Annotated in this window: 10 protein-coding genes; 1 reads left to right on the forward strand and 9 read right to left on the reverse strand. The window is 71.8% G+C overall.

The features are described from left to right. Positions 1-102: 102 nt before the first annotated feature. The 6 genes from ACZ7GX_RS31480 to ACZ7GX_RS31505 all read right to left on the reverse strand — a co-directional run bounded on the left by ACZ7GX_RS31480 (position 103) and on the right by ACZ7GX_RS31505 (position 10,146). The gene (locus tag ACZ7GX_RS31480) at positions 103-2,838 is read right to left on the reverse strand and encodes a beta-L-arabinofuranosidase domain-containing protein (protein ID WP_498781900.1); all 2,736 of its coding nucleotides are present in this window, start codon (positions 2,836-2,838) and stop codon (positions 103-105) included. 596 nt (positions 2,839-3,434) lie between these two features. Next, positions 3,435-5,267: an RICIN domain-containing protein gene (locus tag ACZ7GX_RS31485; RefSeq protein WP_498781901.1), complete on the reverse strand. Its 1,833-nt coding sequence runs from the start codon at positions 5,265-5,267 to the stop codon at positions 3,435-3,437. 218 nt (positions 5,268-5,485) lie between these two features. Beyond that, positions 5,486-7,198, reverse strand: coding sequence for an amylo-alpha-1,6-glucosidase (locus tag ACZ7GX_RS31490; protein ID WP_498781903.1), 1,713 nt, complete (start codon positions 7,196-7,198; stop codon positions 5,486-5,488). Positions 7,199-7,212: 14 nt separating this feature from the next. Continuing rightward, positions 7,213-8,025, reverse strand: a complete 813-nt coding sequence (locus tag ACZ7GX_RS31495) for a carbohydrate ABC transporter permease (protein WP_498781905.1) — start codon at positions 8,023-8,025, stop codon at positions 7,213-7,215. Then, positions 8,022-8,903, reverse strand: coding sequence for a carbohydrate ABC transporter permease (locus tag ACZ7GX_RS31500; protein ID WP_498781907.1), 882 nt, complete (start codon positions 8,901-8,903; stop codon positions 8,022-8,024). The genes ACZ7GX_RS31495 and ACZ7GX_RS31500 overlap by 4 nt, the downstream gene beginning before the upstream one ends. 4 nt (positions 8,904-8,907) lie before the next feature. Next, positions 8,908-10,146, reverse strand: a complete 1,239-nt coding sequence (locus tag ACZ7GX_RS31505) for a sugar ABC transporter substrate-binding protein (protein ID WP_498781909.1) — start codon at positions 10,144-10,146, stop codon at positions 8,908-8,910. 151 nt (positions 10,147-10,297) lie between these two features. Here ACZ7GX_RS31505 and ACZ7GX_RS31510 point away from each other — a divergent pair, with 151 nt between their 5' ends. Beyond that, positions 10,298-11,308: a LacI family DNA-binding transcriptional regulator gene (locus ACZ7GX_RS31510; RefSeq protein WP_498781911.1), complete on the forward strand. Its 1,011-nt coding sequence runs from the start codon at positions 10,298-10,300 to the stop codon at positions 11,306-11,308. A gap of 72 nt (positions 11,309-11,380) precedes the next feature. Here the strand turns inward: ACZ7GX_RS31510 and ACZ7GX_RS31515 are convergent, their stop codons facing one another. From ACZ7GX_RS31515 to ACZ7GX_RS31525, 3 genes are read right to left on the reverse strand one after another with little or no spacing between them, the layout of a single operon-like run. Further along, positions 11,381-12,388: a sugar phosphate isomerase/epimerase family protein gene (locus tag ACZ7GX_RS31515; RefSeq protein WP_498781913.1), complete on the reverse strand. Its 1,008-nt coding sequence runs from the start codon at positions 12,386-12,388 to the stop codon at positions 11,381-11,383. A gap of 14 nt (positions 12,389-12,402) precedes the next feature. Next, positions 12,403-13,542: a Gfo/Idh/MocA family protein gene (locus ACZ7GX_RS31520; protein ID WP_498781992.1), complete on the reverse strand. Its 1,140-nt coding sequence runs from the start codon at positions 13,540-13,542 to the stop codon at positions 12,403-12,405. 39 nt (positions 13,543-13,581) lie between these two features. Continuing rightward, on the reverse strand, positions 13,582-14,616 hold the full coding sequence (locus ACZ7GX_RS31525; protein WP_498781915.1) for a substrate-binding domain-containing protein: 1,035 nt from the start codon (positions 14,614-14,616) through the stop codon (positions 13,582-13,584). Positions 14,617-14,628 lie beyond the last annotated feature (12 nt).

Here is a 14,628-nt window from a genome sequence, read left to right on the forward strand (position 1 = left end):
CCCCCACCCCCCCCCCCCTCCCCTCCCCCCCCCCCCTCCCCCCCCCCCCCCCCCCCCCCCCCCCCCCCCCCCCCCCCCCCCCCCCCCCCCCGCTTCGTCGACTCAGATGAAGCGCCAGAGGTGGTCGTTGGTGCCGTTGTCGTCCCAGATCACGATCTGGGCGCCGCGCGCGGTGGAGGCGCCGTTGACGCCGAGCACGCGCCCGCCGTTGCCGCACTGGATGCGGAAGTAGCCGCCGGTGCCGTAGCGCAGCCGCCACTTGTGGTCGTTGGTGCCGTTGTCGGCCCACTGGAGCACCCGGGCGCCGTTGGCGTTGGCCGCGTTCTCGACGCCGAGGACCTTGCCGCTGTGGGAGTTGCGCAGCCGGAAGTAGCCGTCGGGGTCCACCACGGCGGTCCAGAGGTGGTCGGCGGTGCCGTTGTCGTCCCACTGCACGGCGAGGCCGCCGTCGGCGGTCGACATGTCCTGCACGCCCAGGACCAGGCCGCTGGCGAGGTTCTGCACGCGGCGGGCGCCGACGGGCACGAACCGCCAGCGGTTGTCGGCTGTCCCGTTGTCCGGGTCCTGCACGGCCTGCGCGCCCGCCGAGGTGGAGCCGTTGAGGATGGCGAGCAGCTTGCCGCTGTTGCCGTTGCGCAGCTTGTGGGTGCCGTCCCCGTTGTCCAGGACCGTCCACTTGTGGTCGGCGGCGCCCGTGTTGCTCCACTGCAGGACGCGGGCGTTGTCCGCGGTGGACGCGTTCTCCACGCCGAGCACCTTGCCGCTGTTGCGGTTGCGCACCCGCACGGCGCTGCCGTCGACGACCAGCTCCCAGTTGTGGTCGGCCGTCCCGGTGTCGTTCCACTGCACGGCGAGGCCGCCGTCGGCGGTCGACATGTCCTGCACGCCCAGCACCAGGCCGCTGGCCGCGTTCACCAGCCGGTAGCCCGCGTCCGAGCCGCCACCGCCGCCGCTGGTGCTCCAGTAGACGGTGTAGTTGTGCCCGTGGGCGTCGTAGAACGGCCCGAGGTTGACCGTCGCGCCGTCGGCTCGCGCGGTGAACGCCAGGCCCGACGTGCCGGTGCGGGTGATCGAGGCGGTGTCCAGCGCGGGCAGCCTGCTCAGGGCGGTGTTGCCGTAGTTGCCCGACAGCACGACCGGTCCGAACGTGACCGCGGCGACGGCGGGGTTGTCGTTGGAGGGCTGCACCACGACCCGCATCGGCAGGCGCACGGTGACCGCGTCGCCGGGAGCCCACGACCGGGTGAGGCTCGCGTAGGTGCCCGGGGTCGTGGCGATGTCCTGCGCCACGCCGTTGACGCTGACCGTCGCGCCGGTGGTCCAGGCGGGGATGCGCAGGCGCATCGTCCACGACCCGCTCACGCTGCCGGTCACGGTCAGCGTGGTGGTGTCCGACGCCGGGTAGCTCGTGGTCTGCGTGACGGTGATCCCGCGCTGCGCCCAGGTCAGCACCGACGGCGTGTACAGGTTCACCGTCAGCGTGGTGCCGTTGTGGAAGTAGATGGAGTTCGCCAGGGAGGTGTTGACCTCCAGCGCCGTGCCCTGGCAGCACCAGAACGTCGTGTAGTCGGTGCTCCAGTTGCCGCCGCCCCACGCGGGTCCGGTGTTGCCGCGCCGGTGGCCCGGGTTGAGGCCGGTGAAGTAGCAGATGTGGCCGTGCGGGTCGGCCGTGTTCTGCTGCCCGATGAGGTGGTTGAGCAAGGCGCGCTCGTAGAAGTCGAAGTAGGAGGCGCGGTTGGGGTCGAGCAGCCACAGCTCACGGGTCAGCTTGAGCATGTTGTAGGTGTTGCACGCCTCGGCCGTGTCGGTGTTGAGGTAGGCGGCGATGGCGTTGGGCGCGCGGAAGTGCTCGGCCTGGCTGTTGCCGCCGATGACGTAGGTGTGCGCGCCCACCGTGATGTTCCACGCGTTCGACGCGATGTCGCGGTAGCGGGTCGTCCCCGTGGCCTTGTACTCGCGCGCCGCGCCGATCCACTTCGGCACCTGCGTGTTGGCGTGCAGCCCGCTGAGCCGGTCCTGGTTGGCCGCCAGCGGGTCGAACACGGCGGCGTGGTCGAACCGCTGCGCCGCGGCCAGCCACCGGCTGTCCCCCGTCTGCTGGTACAGGTCGGTCAGCACGGCGTTCATGCCGCCGAACTCGGTGCCCAGGACGCGCTGCATCTGGCTGTAGGACAGCCGGCCGGTGCGCCAGTCCACCCACCCGGCGAACCGCAGCAGCACGTCGCGCGCCTGGGTGTTGCCGATGTGCCGCCACACGTCCAGCAGACCCGCCAACGTCTTGTGCAGCGAGTAGTACGACACCGACTTGGGCGAGCCCGCCTCCATCGCGTCGAAGTCGGACTCCGGGAACCCGGACAGGTACCCGGTGTTGAACCCGGCGGCGGCGTTGTTCGCCTGGCACTTCGCCAGCTCCGCGACCATCTGGTTCGCCCGGTCCCTGCACGTGGTGTCGCCCAGCACCGCCCACGCCTGCGCCCACGCGCTGAGGAAGTGGCCCTGGCTGTGGGTGCGGAACGGGAAGTTCGGCGCCTCCCAGCCGCCCAGCGCCGCCGCGCCGTTGGTGGACAGCCGGTGGTTGGCGCGGAAGTTGTAGAGCAGCCGGTCGACGTTGACGAACTTCAGGTACGTCAGCGTCCGGCTCTGGTTCTCCATCCAGCGACCGGGGCTCAGCCGCACCTCGCCGAGGTCGAACGGGTGGGCGGCCACGCCGAGGTCCGGCCGGACCGGCGGCACCGACGCCGCGACCGCGGACCCCGTGGTCAGGCCGGGCACGGTCGTCGCGACGGCCGCGACGCCGACGGCTTGCAGCAGCGTGCGGCGGCTCAGGGGTGACGACATGGGCTCTCCTGTGGGTTGGAGGGAAGGCCGGTGACGTCCCGCGGGACCGGCACGCGCGGTGAGGCGGGCGCGCCGCCGTGGCGACCGGCCGGGACATCGCGGTGCGGCCGGCAGGACCTGTCGGCGAAGGGAGATCAGGGACGACGTGGCGGAGCCGCCGCGACGGGTCGGCGCGCGAGGAGCGCCGCGCGAAGGCGCCGACCGCGGAGGTTCAGCGGGTCAGGACGTCCGGCTGCGGCAACGATCGGCGTCGGGTCGGGACGTGCGCGGCGTGCCGTGTTCGTCGCATCGGAATCCCCATCGTCGTCGTTGACGGGCGGTCGTGCCGGCGGATGCGTGACCGACTCGGGCCCGGCGGCCCGGCTGTCAGCACAGTAGCCACCGCCCGAGCCGGGCGTCAACGATGCGGCCCGCTAAAATGTTCACGCTCACTTTTAGCGGGCCGCAGCGCGTCCGGGTCGCCGATCGCTTGAACTTGGTTGTTTACAGAGGTGATCTCGCCTTCTCTTCCGCTACAGGACCAGCAAACCTGATCGACCGCAGGCTGATTCGTGTGAGCGTGAACATCGCCGGGCGACCAGAGCCGCGCCGCTTCGTCAGAAGCCCCAGAGCCGCCACGTCTGGTTGCGCGGGCTCGACTGGCCGACGGGGTTGCAGGTCCACTGGTGGACCGTGGCGCGCACCGCCGTGGAGACCCCGCTGACGTCGACGCACTTGCCGCTGTGCCGGGCCACGAGCTGGCGGTCGTGGGGGTCGTTGCCGGAGTAGGTGACCTTCCGCAGCGCGAACTGCTGGTTCCGCGCCCCCGGGAGGCACGTCCACTGCTGCACCGCGGCGCCGTCGGCCGAGGACGAGCCGTTCACGTCGAGGCACTTGCCGGTCTGCGCGTTGACGACGGTGTAGGTGTCGGCCGCATCGGTCACCGGCCGGAAGTCCCACAGCTGCTGGTCTCCGCCCTCGCAGGGGAACTGCTGCTGCCGGTTGCCGTCGGCGGTGCCCAGGTCCGCGTTGTCCAGGCACTGCTGCGAGTGCTGGGCGACGGCCACGGACGCGACTCCCCGGCTCGACGGCGGCAGGAGCGTGATGGTGAAGGTGTCGTCGATGGCGGTGTGCGGCAGGTTGACCGTGGCGCCGTTGCCGGACAGCGTCACCACGGAGTTCTGCACGGTGATCGGCCCCTGGACCGCGCCGCCGCCGTTGTGCGGGATGCGCTGGACGACCGCCCGCACCTGGTTGTTCTGCACGATGCCGCTGGTGGCGTCCAGCCGCCGGAGCTGGACCGCGACGTTGCCCGTGGTGCCGCCACCGCCGACCAGGACCTTCGCGACCCCGTCGGCCTTCGTGGCGAACGCGTCGTAGGCCGGGCTGGGCGTGACGGAGACGACCTGCCCCGTCTGCGAGCCGTAGAAGCGGTAGACCCACCACTCGCCCTTGGGCTGGTGCTGCCCGGCCGAGTTGCGCACGAGCAGGTTGCCGAGGTCGTTGTGCAGGTTGCCCGCGCTGGCCCAGTTGGCCCGCAGGCCGTCGGCTCCCGCCCGCTCCAGGCGCGCGATGTACCAGGCGCCGTCACCGGGGTTCTGCTCGTTGGACGCGCCGTACTCGTTGATCTGGTAGGGCCGCGGGTGCGGGATGCCGCGCGAGTCCAGCGTGGTGTTCGCCGCCGCCACGTTGGCCACCGGGTCGCCGGGCAGGGAGTGCCAGCTGATGATGTCCGGCACCGTGTTGGACGTGCGGATGAAGTCGAGGTACTGGTTCCACCACGTCCCGTTCGTCGTCGGGACGCCCGCGAAGCTCGGACCCACGATCAGCTGCTGCGGGAACGCGGCCCGCACGCGCTGGTAGGTGCGCCGCCACAGCTCGAAGTACTGGGACTGGGGACGGTTCCAGAACGGGGTGATGTTGGGCTCGTTCCACAGGTCCCACTGCACCGGGACGCCCGTGGCCCGCACGTCGTCGATCAGGCGGGTGAGGAAGTTGTCGTAGTCCGCCCAGTTGCCGTTGTCGCCCGGGAAGCGGGAGATCGGGTAGCCGTCCGCGCCCCACAGGTCGTGCGGCAGCAGGATGAACTCGCCGCCCAGCGACCGGGTGCGCAGCAGCTGGGCACGGGTGGCGTTCCACCGGCGGTCGTACTTGCCCGCCACCCAGCCGCCGGGCCCGTCGAGCTGGGCGCCACCGGCGCGCATGTACCGGAACTTCACGTCGCGGAAGAAGTGGTCCGCCGGTCCGGACCCGTTCTCGGTCATGCCGTAGATCCAGCCGGAGGCCCGGTAGGTCGGTGAACCGCCGGCGACGGAGAAGTCGACGGAGATGGACTCGTCCCCGGCCAGGGCCGCCGGACCGGGCGAGACGAGGGACGTGACGACGGAGGCGGCGATGACGAGGCCGGCGGTGACGCCGCGACCTCGCCGCCTTGCGGGGTTGGTGGCCACGCGTGACTCCTTTGTCGGTGATGGGCGCGAAGAGAGGTCGAACCGGTTCGACTAGCTCTGCACCGTACGCGCCGGCTCGCTTGCACGACAAGGGTCGAACCGGTTCGGCTGAGGCGTCGACGGTCGCCGAAGTCAGGCCACCACGGCCGTCGACGGTCGCCGAAGTCAGGCCACCCGGGGCGTCGACGGTTGCCGAAGCGGGCCGCCGAGGCGGGGAACTAGCGCCGCGGTCCGGCCGGTCGGGTTTCGGCGTCCGCGGCGAGCAGCAGGTACGCGCTCGCGGTCCAGGTGTAGGCGCGGTCGCGCAGGCCGTGGCCGGTGAGGGCGTCGAAGTTCTCGGCGAAGCCGCTCTTCTCGCACACCGCCCGGAACCGGGCGCTGACCTCGTCGGCGAGTTCCACCGCGCCTCCTCGGCGCAGGCCGTCCTCGATGAGCACGGTCGACGGGGCCCACACCGGGCCGCGCCAGTAGCCGTCGGCCTCGTACCAGGGCGAGTCCGGCAGTTCGGTGGCGAGGCCCACCGGGGTGAGGTGCCGCGCCACGCCCTCGACGAGCTTCGCGTGCACGTCGGGGGGCAGGTCGGCGCCCAGGACGACCGGCATGAGGTCGAGCAGGCTCGCGGTGGCGCGCGACGTGCCGTCGACCGCACGGCCGGTGAACGTCGTGCCGTCCCACAGCCGCGTCAGCATCGCGCCCAGCATCGCGTCCGCCTCCCCTGCCCAGCGCGCCGCGGCGGTCGGGTCGCCGAGGTCCCCGGCCAACCGGGCCAGCTCCCGCAGCTGCACCACGAGGAACGCCGCCAGGTCGGCGGACTGCACGAGCCGCCGGTCGCCGAAGACGGTGGAGTTGTCCCAGCCGCTGTCGTTGCCGTGCTCGTAGTGCGGGAACGGCTCCCCCGGCGCCCGGCGGTGGTCGAGCCAGAACGTCGTCCACGCCGCCAGCTGCCGGTACAGGCCCGGCAGTTCGGCGGCCGGGATGCCGCCGGGCAGCTTCGACCGCAACCGGCCCACCGCCCAGCCGTGGATCGGCGGCTTGACGAAGTTGTGCAGCACTTCGGCGTGCGTCACCGAGTCGGGCAGCGCGCCTTCCTCGGTCTGGTGGTCGAACACCACCTGGAACTGGTCCCACGCCAGGTCGGGCACCCCGGGCGCGAGCGCGAGGGCGTTGAAGCAGTGGTCCCAGCTCCAGACCTTGTCCATCCAGTTCTTCGACATCAGCACCGCCGGCCTGCGGAGGAACCCGGACGGGCTCACGGTGGCCGACCACAGCACGTAGCACGCGAGCTCGGCGGCGGGGGTGCGGTCGCCGCGCCAGGGCGCGACCCGGTCGGTGAACCGCTCGAACGACCGCCGTGCGGCCGCCACCACCTCGGCGAAGGTCGCCCCGGTGGAGAACCGCTTGCGGGCGGTCGTGGTCTCCTCCACCACCAGTTCCCACCGGCCGCCGTCCCCGCCGACGACGACCGCGCGCTCCGCCGTGCCGAGCGCGGAGTCGCCGTGCACGTCCTCGCGTCCCGCCAGCACGGTCACCCGGTAGCGGTGGCCGGTCTCGTAGGAGGTGAAGACGTACGACGAGGTGACGGGGTCGCGGAAGAAGTAGGTCCCGGTGAAGGGCGTCAAGGTGGCGTCCGCCGCGGCGATGCGCAGGCCGAGGCCGTGGCCCGACACCCTCAGCGCCGACGGCGACTCGAACGCCGCCGCGACCTCGCCGCGGCCCGCGGTCCAGGTGAGCAGGACCGGGTTCGCCGCGACCTCGGCGGTCACGCGGGCGCCGGCCAGCACGGGCGTCAGGGACAGCACCGCGTGCATCCCGTTGCGGTGGGACACGAGGTGCAGGTCGTCGGCGTAGTCGGCGAGCCCCACGACCGCGGACAGGTCGAACCACGCCCCCGGATGGCTGAACGGGATCTCCCGCACCGAGAAGTCGTCCACGAAGGTCCCTTCGGTCAGTCCTTGACCGCGCCCGAGGTGATGCCGGCGGCGACGAAGCGCTGGGCCAGCACGAGCAGCGCGGTGGCGGGCACGGAGGCGACCACGGCGGTCGCCATGATCGCGTTCCACTCCTGGTTGTTGTTGCCGATGTAGCGGTAGATCCCGAGCGTGAGCGGTTGCATCGCTCCCCCGGCGTCCAACGTCGCGGCGAACACGAAGTCCGACCACGCCCACAGGAACGCGAACAACGCGGCGGTGACCACCCCGTTGCGACTGGCGGGCAGCACCACGGACCAGAACACGCGCCACGCGCCCGCGCCGTCGATCCGAGCCGCCTGCACCACCTCGTCGGGCACCGAGGACATGAACGAGGTCAGGATCAGCACGGCGAACGGCACCGCGATGGTCGAGTCGGCGAAGACCAGGCCCCACAGGGTGTTGGTGACGCCGAGCTGGACGTAGATGCCGTAGAGCCCCAACGCCATGATGGTGCCGGGGATCATCTGCGCGACCAGCAGCACGAACGTGAGCGGTCCCCGCCCGCGCGGGCGCAGCTTCGCCAGCGAGTACGCCGCGGGCGCGGCCAGCGCCAACGTCAGCACCACGGTCCCGAGCGCGACCAGCAGGCTGGTCCCGAAGTAGGGCAGCTGCTCGTCCAGGACCCGCGCGTACCCCTCGAACGTCGGGTTGCCCGGGAAGAGGTCCGGCGGGGACTTGCGCATCCGTCCCGGCGGGGTGAGGGAGACGTTGACCATCCAGTAGACCGGGAAGAGCATCATGGCGGTGAGCAGCAGGCCCACCGCGGTGCGCCACCGGGGCCGGGTCATGACGCGTCCTGGTGGCGCTGGACGCGGACGTACGCCAAGCCCGCGACCACGGCGAGCAGGATCAGCACGTTGCCCACCGCCGCGCTGGGCCCGAAGCGGGGCAGCATGCTGCCGAACCCGAGCTCGTAGGACCAGGTGGCGAGGGTGGTCGACGACCCGCTCGGGCCGCCGCGCGTCATGATCCAGATGATGTCGAACACCTTCAGCGTGTAGACCAGGCCGAGCAGGATCGTCACGGCGGAGACCGGCCGCAGCATCGGGAACGTGACGTGCCGGAACGTCTGCCAGGAGCCCGCGCCGTCCAGGGCCGACGCCTCGTGCACCTCGGCCGGGATGTTCTGCAACCCGCTGTGCAGCACGACGAGGTTGAACGGGATGCCGATCCAGACGTTGGCGATGATCACCGAGGCCAGCGACCAGTCCGGCGAGGTCAGCCAGTGCGGGCCGGAGACGCCGAACCACGACAGGGCCGCGTTCACCACCCCGGCCTCGCTGTCGAACATCCACGCCCACGTCGACGCGGACACGATCAGCGGCAGCAGCCACGGCACCAGGAACAGCGCCCGCAGCGTCGTCGACAGCCGGAAGTGGCGGGTGAAGAACACCGCCAGCGCCAACCCGGCGGTGTACTGGAACACCAGCGAGGTCACCGTGAAGAGGACCGTGTTGAGCAGGGCGGTGCGGAAGACGGGGTCGGCGAGCACGTCCGCGTAGTTGGCCAGCCCGATCACCTGCGCGCCGCCGTGCACGAAGGTGCGGACGGTGTAGTCGCGGATGCTCAGGTCGAGGGTCGTCAGCAGCGGGTAGCCGTAGCACAGCAGCAGGTAGGCGACGAGCGGGACGAGGAACGCCCAGCCGACGAGGTTGCGGCGGACCACGGCGCTACTTCGCCGACGCGGCGGCGCTCTGGGCGTCCTCGAGCGCGTCCGCGGCGGGCTTCGACCCGGTCAGCACCGCCTGCACCGCGGTCCACAGCGGCTGCGAGATCCGCGGGTAGCGGGTGCCGAGGCCGTCGCCGGTGCGGCCCTTAGCGGCCTGGACGGCGTCGACCCACACCTTCAGCTCCGGCCGCGCGGCGACCTGCTGCTCCCGCACCGATCCGATCGCGGAGACGTAGGTCAGCGCGGTGTCGGTGGCCAGCACGGTGTCCGGGCCGACCAGGCAGTCCGCGATCTTCGCCGCGGTGGCCTCGCGGTCCGCGGAGCCCTGCACGGGCACCGTGACGAACTCGCCGCCCGTCGGCGCGGGCGCGACGCCGCCGTCCCGCGAGGGGATCGGGATGACGCCGTGCTCGAAGCCCAGCTCCGCGGCGTTGCCGAGCTGCCAGGTGCCGTTCTCGGCGAACGCGTACTCGCCGGTGGCGAACTCCTGCCAACTCGTGGTCTGCGTGTTGCCGACGACCGAGTTCGGCGCGTACCGCTTGTCCAACCACGACTTCCACAGCTCCACCGCCGCCACTGCCTGAGTCGAGGACAGGTCGGTCAGCTGCGCGCCCGCGCCCCAGAACCACGGCAGGAACTGGAAGGAGCCTTCCTCGGTGCCGATCGCGGAGAACGTGATGCCCTTCTTGCCCGCGCCCGTGACCTTGGCCAGCGCCGCGTCCAGCGACGCCCAGTCCGTCAGCGATGCCGGGTCGACGCCGGCCTGCGCCAGCACCGCCTTGTTGTAGTACAGCGCCAGGGTGTTCGCGCCGATGGGGACCCCGTAGGCCTTCCCGCCCACCTCGCCGGCGGCCAGCAGGTTGGGCGACGCCCCGGACGCGTCCAGGCCGGTGTCCTGGTTGGCCCGCAGCACCCCGCCCTCGGCGAGCGTGGAGACCACAGGGTTGTCCACGACCAGCACGTTCGGCGCGGTGCCCTGCTGCGCGGCGAGCAGCACCTTGTTGGTCAGGTCGGAGGTGTCGTACGCCTGGCGCTCGACCTCCACGCCTGCCTCCGCGCCGCACTTCTCGATCACCTTCACCCACTCCGAGCTGCCGTCGAACTGCGGGTAGGGGTCCCACACGGCGAAGGGCCCGGCGGCGCTCCCGTCGGTGTTCCCGCTGGACGTGCACGCGGTCAGGGCCAGTCCCGCGGCGACCAGGGCGGTGGCCGCGCGTCGGCTGGGCGAAGTGCGCTTCATGGGGGTCGGTCCTTCCTGGCGGCGACGCTGACACCTCATCGAACCGGTTCGACCTTGCGAGGCTGCGTCAACGTATCGGCGGCAAGGAGCGCACGCAAGAGCCGCATGACATATCATCGAACGCCTGTCGAACCGGTTGGACGGAGAGCGGATGAACATCGGTGAGATCGCCAGGCGCGCGGGCGTTTCGCGCAGCACGGTGTCCTACGCGCTCAGCGGGAAGCGGCCGGTGTCGGCGGCGACGGCGCAGCGCATCAACGGCGTGATCGCCGAGCTGGGCTACCGGCCCAACGCCAGCGCGCGGGCGTTGGCCGAGGGGCGGACCCGGACGCTGGGCCTGGTGATACCCCCGGCGAGCAGGCGGCTGACGGACGTGCAGCTGGGGTTCGTCGCCAGTGTGGTCGAGGTGGCGGCGGCGCACGACCTCGACGTGCTGCTGTCACCCAGCGGCGGCGACCACGACCGGTCGTTCGAGCGCATCGTCACGGGCCGCCGGGTGGACGGCGTGATCCTGATGGAGATCCTCCTCGACGACCCGCGGGTGGCGCGGCTGGAGCAGGAGGCGCTGCCGTTCGTGACCATCGGTCACGTCGAGCACCCCGGCGCGTCGTGGTGGGTCGACGTGGACTACGCGGAGCTGATCAGGCGCTGCGTGCACCACCTCGCCGACCTCGGGCACCAGGACGTCGTGCTGATCAACCGGTCCGACGAGCTGGTGGCCGCGGGCTACGGCCCGGCGCTGCGCTCGTCGACCGGTTTCCTCGCCGCCGCCGAGGAACGCGGGCTGACCGCGCACACGGTCTGCTGCGCCGACGAGCCCGCCGCGGGTTCCGCGTGCTTCGAGGACATCCGCCGGCGGTGGCCGGAGGTGACGGCGGCGGTGACCATCAACGAGGCGGCGCTGCCCGGCCTCCAACGTGCGCTGCGCCGCGCGGACCTGGACGTGCCCGGCGACTTCTCGATCACCGGCGTCATCGCCGGCCGCCTGGCGGAAGCCTTCCACCCACCCCTGACCGCCGCCGACGTGCCCGCGGGCGAGATGGCCCGGCTCGCCGTGGACCTGCTGGTGGAGCAGATCGCCGACCCCGGCGCCACCCCGCGGAACGCGCTGCTCCAACCGGCCATCGCACTGCGGTCGAGCACGGGAGCACGCCGCCGCTGAACACCACTGCCGAGCCCTCGGGGTGGACCGCTTCGGCGGTCCACCCCGGGGTCGACGGTCACCGCACCCCGTTCAGCCGCCCGTGGAGAAGGCGGCGTCGAAGGAGGCCGTCGGCGCTTCGAACGCGTTGCGCCGCACGAACTCCAGGGCTTCGGGCGCGCCGACGAGCCGATCCATGCCGGCGTCCTCCCACTCGACGCTGACCGGGCCGTCGTAGCCGATGGTGTTGAGCATCCGGAACGACCGCTCCCACGGCACGTCGCCGCGGCCGGTGGAGACGAAGTCCCAGCCGCGTCGGGGGTCGGCCCAGGGCAGGTGGGAGCCGAGGCGCCCGTTGCGCCCGTCGCCGACCTGGCGGCGGGCGTCCTTGCAGTCGACGTGGTAGATGCGGTCGCGGAAGTCCCACAGGAAGCTCACCGGGTCGAGGTCCTGCCAGACGAAGTGCGACGGGTCCCAGTTGAGGCCGAACGCGGGCCGGTGCCCGATCGCCTCCAGGGTGCGCACGGTGGTCCAGTAGTCGTAGGCGATCTCGGAGGGGTGCACCTCGTGCGCGAAGCGGACGCCGACCTCGTCGAACACGTCGAGGATCGGGTTCCAGCGGTCGGCGAAGTCCTGGTAGCCGGCGTCGATCATCGACGGCGGCACGGGCGGGAACATCGCGACGGTCTTCCAGATCGAGGAGCCGGTGAACCCGACGACGGTGCCCGCACCGAGCTTCGCGGCGGCCCGCGCGGTCGCCTTCATCTCCTCGGCCGCGCGCTGCCGCACGCCCTCGGGGTCGCCGTCGCCCCAGATGCGGGGTGACAGGATGCCCCGGTGGCGCTCGTCGATCGGGTCGTCGCACACGGCCTGGCCGGTGAGGTGGTTGGAGATCGTCCACACCTTCAGGTCGTGCTTGGCCAGCACGTCGAGCCGATTGCGCACGTAGTCGTCGTCCTCGGCCGCGCGCCAGGGGTCGAGGTGGTCGCCCCAGCAGGCGATCTCCAGGCCGTCGTAGCCCCACTCGGCGGCCAGCCGGGCGACCTCCTCGAACGGCAGGTCGGCCCACTGGCCGGTGAACAACGTGATCGGACGCGCCATCTCTCGTTCTCCTCTCAGACGTCTCGCCAGGTGCGGGACGCCGCGCTCGCCTCGACGGCGGCCAGGACGCGCTGCAACCGCAGCCCGTCGGCGAACGACGGGGCGGGGTCGGTCCCGGCGGCCACGGCGCGGACGAAGTCGACGGCCTGGTGGGTGAACGCGTGCTCGTAGCCCAGGCCGTGGCCCGCCGGCCACCAGGCGTCGACGTAGGGGTGTTGGGGTTCGGTGACGACGATGCGCCGGAAGCCCGCGGTGGCGGCGTCGTCGGTCCCGTCGTAGTAGTGCAGGACGTTCATGTCCTCGAAGTCGAACGCCAGGCTGCCCGCGGAGCCGTTGACCTCGATGCGGATGGCGTTCTTGCGGCCGTTGGCGAACCGGGTGGCCTCGAACGAGCCGAGCGCGCCACCGGTGAACCGGGCCAGGAACAGCGCCGCGTCGTCCACGGTGACCGGCCCCGTCCCGGCCGACGAAGCGGTGCCCGACAGCCCGGAGTGCTCGGCGGCCAGGGGCCGCTCGGACACGAACGTCTCCAACGTCCCGGACACCTCGCGGATGGTGTCGCCGAGGATGAACTGGGTGGCGTCGACGATGTGCGCGCCGATGTCGCCCAACGCGCCCGATCCCGCCTTCTCCTTCTGCAACCGCCACGACAGCGGCGCGGCCGGGTCCACGATCCAGTCCTGGAGGTACTGGGCCCGCACGTGGTGCACGCGTCCCAGCCGCCCCTGTGCCACGAGGTCGCGGGCGAGGGACAGCGCGGGCACGCGCCGGTAGGTGAACCCGACCATGGCGCGCACGCCCGCCTCGGCGGCGACGGCCGCCGCGGCCGCCATCGCCTCGGCTTCGGCGACGGTGTTGGCGAGCGGTTTCTCGCACAGAACGTGCTTGCCCGCCTCCAGCGCCGCGATGGCGATCTCCGCGTGCGTGTCACCGGGCGTGCAGATGTCCACCACCCGCACGTCGTCCCGGTCCAGCACGGCCCGCCAGTCGGTCACGGCCTCCGCCCAGCCCAGTCGCCGGGCGGCGGCCTCGGTGCGGTCCCGGTCCCGGCCGCAGACCACGGCCATGGCCGGGTGCAGCGGCAGGTCGAAGAAGCGCGGCGCGACGCGCCACGCCTGCGAGTGCGCGGCACCCATGAAGGCGTGGCCGATCATCGCGATACCCAACGTCGCTGTCGTCACAGCGGTGATCTCCTAGGACTCGAAGGCGGTGGGCAGGTAGCGGTCGACGTTGTCCTTGGTGACGACCGGGGCGAACAGCTCGACCTGGCGCGGCACCTCGACCTCGACCAAGTCTCCGAGGCTCTTGCCCTGCACCGCCAGCCGGGCCAGCCGGATGCCGTCCGCGCCCTGCGTGGAGGGGTAGACCACGGTGGCCTTGTGCAGGCCGTTGCCCGCCTTGATCTCCCGCATGACGTTGGCCGAGCCCGCGCCGCCGACCAGGAAGAACTCGTCGCGGCCGGAGTTCTTGATCGCCGCGGTGACGCCGACGCCCTGGTCGTCGTCGTGGTTCCAGATCGCGTCGATGCGCGGCGCGGCCTGGAGCAGGTTCGCCGCGGCCCGTTCCCCGCTCTCCACGGTGAACTCGGCCGCGACCCGGTTGGCCACCTTCAACCCGCAGTCGCCCAGGGCGTCGGCGAAGCCCTTGCTGCGGTCCTGGGTCAGCGGGAGGGAGTCGATGCCGGCGATCTCGGCGACGACCGCGCCGGACTTGCCCTTGAGCTCCTCGCAGATGTAGGTGCCCGCCGACACGCCCATGCCGTAGTTGTCGCCCAGCACGGTCGAGCGCGCCGCGAACGGGCTGCCGAACTCGCGGTCGACGTTGATCACCGTGATGCCGGCCTTCATCGCCTTGAGCGCCACCGGCGTCAGCGCCGCGCCGTCGAACGGCAGCAGCACGATCGCGTCCACCTTGTCGTTGATGAACGTCTCGACCTGGCTGATCTGGAGGTTGACGTCGTTGGTGCCCTCCACCACCTTCAGCTCCACGTCGGAGTACTTCTCCGCCTCCGCCTTGGCGGCGTTGGTGATCGCGGCCATCCAGCCGTGGTCGGCGGCGGGCGCGGAGAAGCCGATGACGACCTTCTCGCCGGGCTCGTCGTTGGCGACCTTGGCGCCGCCCTGGTTGCCGCTGCCGGCCTGGGGTTCGGGGGTGTTGCCCGTGCAGGCGGTGAGCGCGAGACCGACCGAGAGCGCGGCGATGAGACGGGTTGTTGCCTTGCGTGACATGGGAATGCTCCT

Source organism: Actinosynnema sp. NPDC037264 (assembly GCF_055603705.1).

Coding starts and splice junctions, on each gene's coding strand:
- ACZ7GX_RS31480 (WP_498781900.1), bottom strand. CDS start 2,838: ATGTCGTCACCCCTGAGCCGCCGCACGCTGCTGCAAGCCGTCGGCGTC.
- ACZ7GX_RS31495 (WP_498781905.1), bottom strand. CDS start 8,025: ATGACCCGGCCCCGGTGGCGCACCGCGGTGGGCCTGCTGCTCACCGCC.
- ACZ7GX_RS31505 (WP_498781909.1), bottom strand. CDS start 10,146: ATGAAGCGCACTTCGCCCAGCCGACGCGCGGCCACCGCCCTGGTCGCC.
- ACZ7GX_RS31510 (WP_498781911.1), top strand. CDS start 10,298: ATGAACATCGGTGAGATCGCCAGGCGCGCGGGCGTTTCGCGCAGCACG.
- ACZ7GX_RS31515 (WP_498781913.1), bottom strand. CDS start 12,388: ATGGCGCGTCCGATCACGTTGTTCACCGGCCAGTGGGCCGACCTGCCG.
- ACZ7GX_RS31520 (WP_498781992.1), bottom strand. CDS start 13,542: ATGATCGGCCACGCCTTCATGGGTGCCGCGCACTCGCAGGCGTGGCGC.
- ACZ7GX_RS31525 (WP_498781915.1), bottom strand. CDS start 14,616: ATGTCACGCAAGGCAACAACCCGTCTCATCGCCGCGCTCTCGGTCGGT.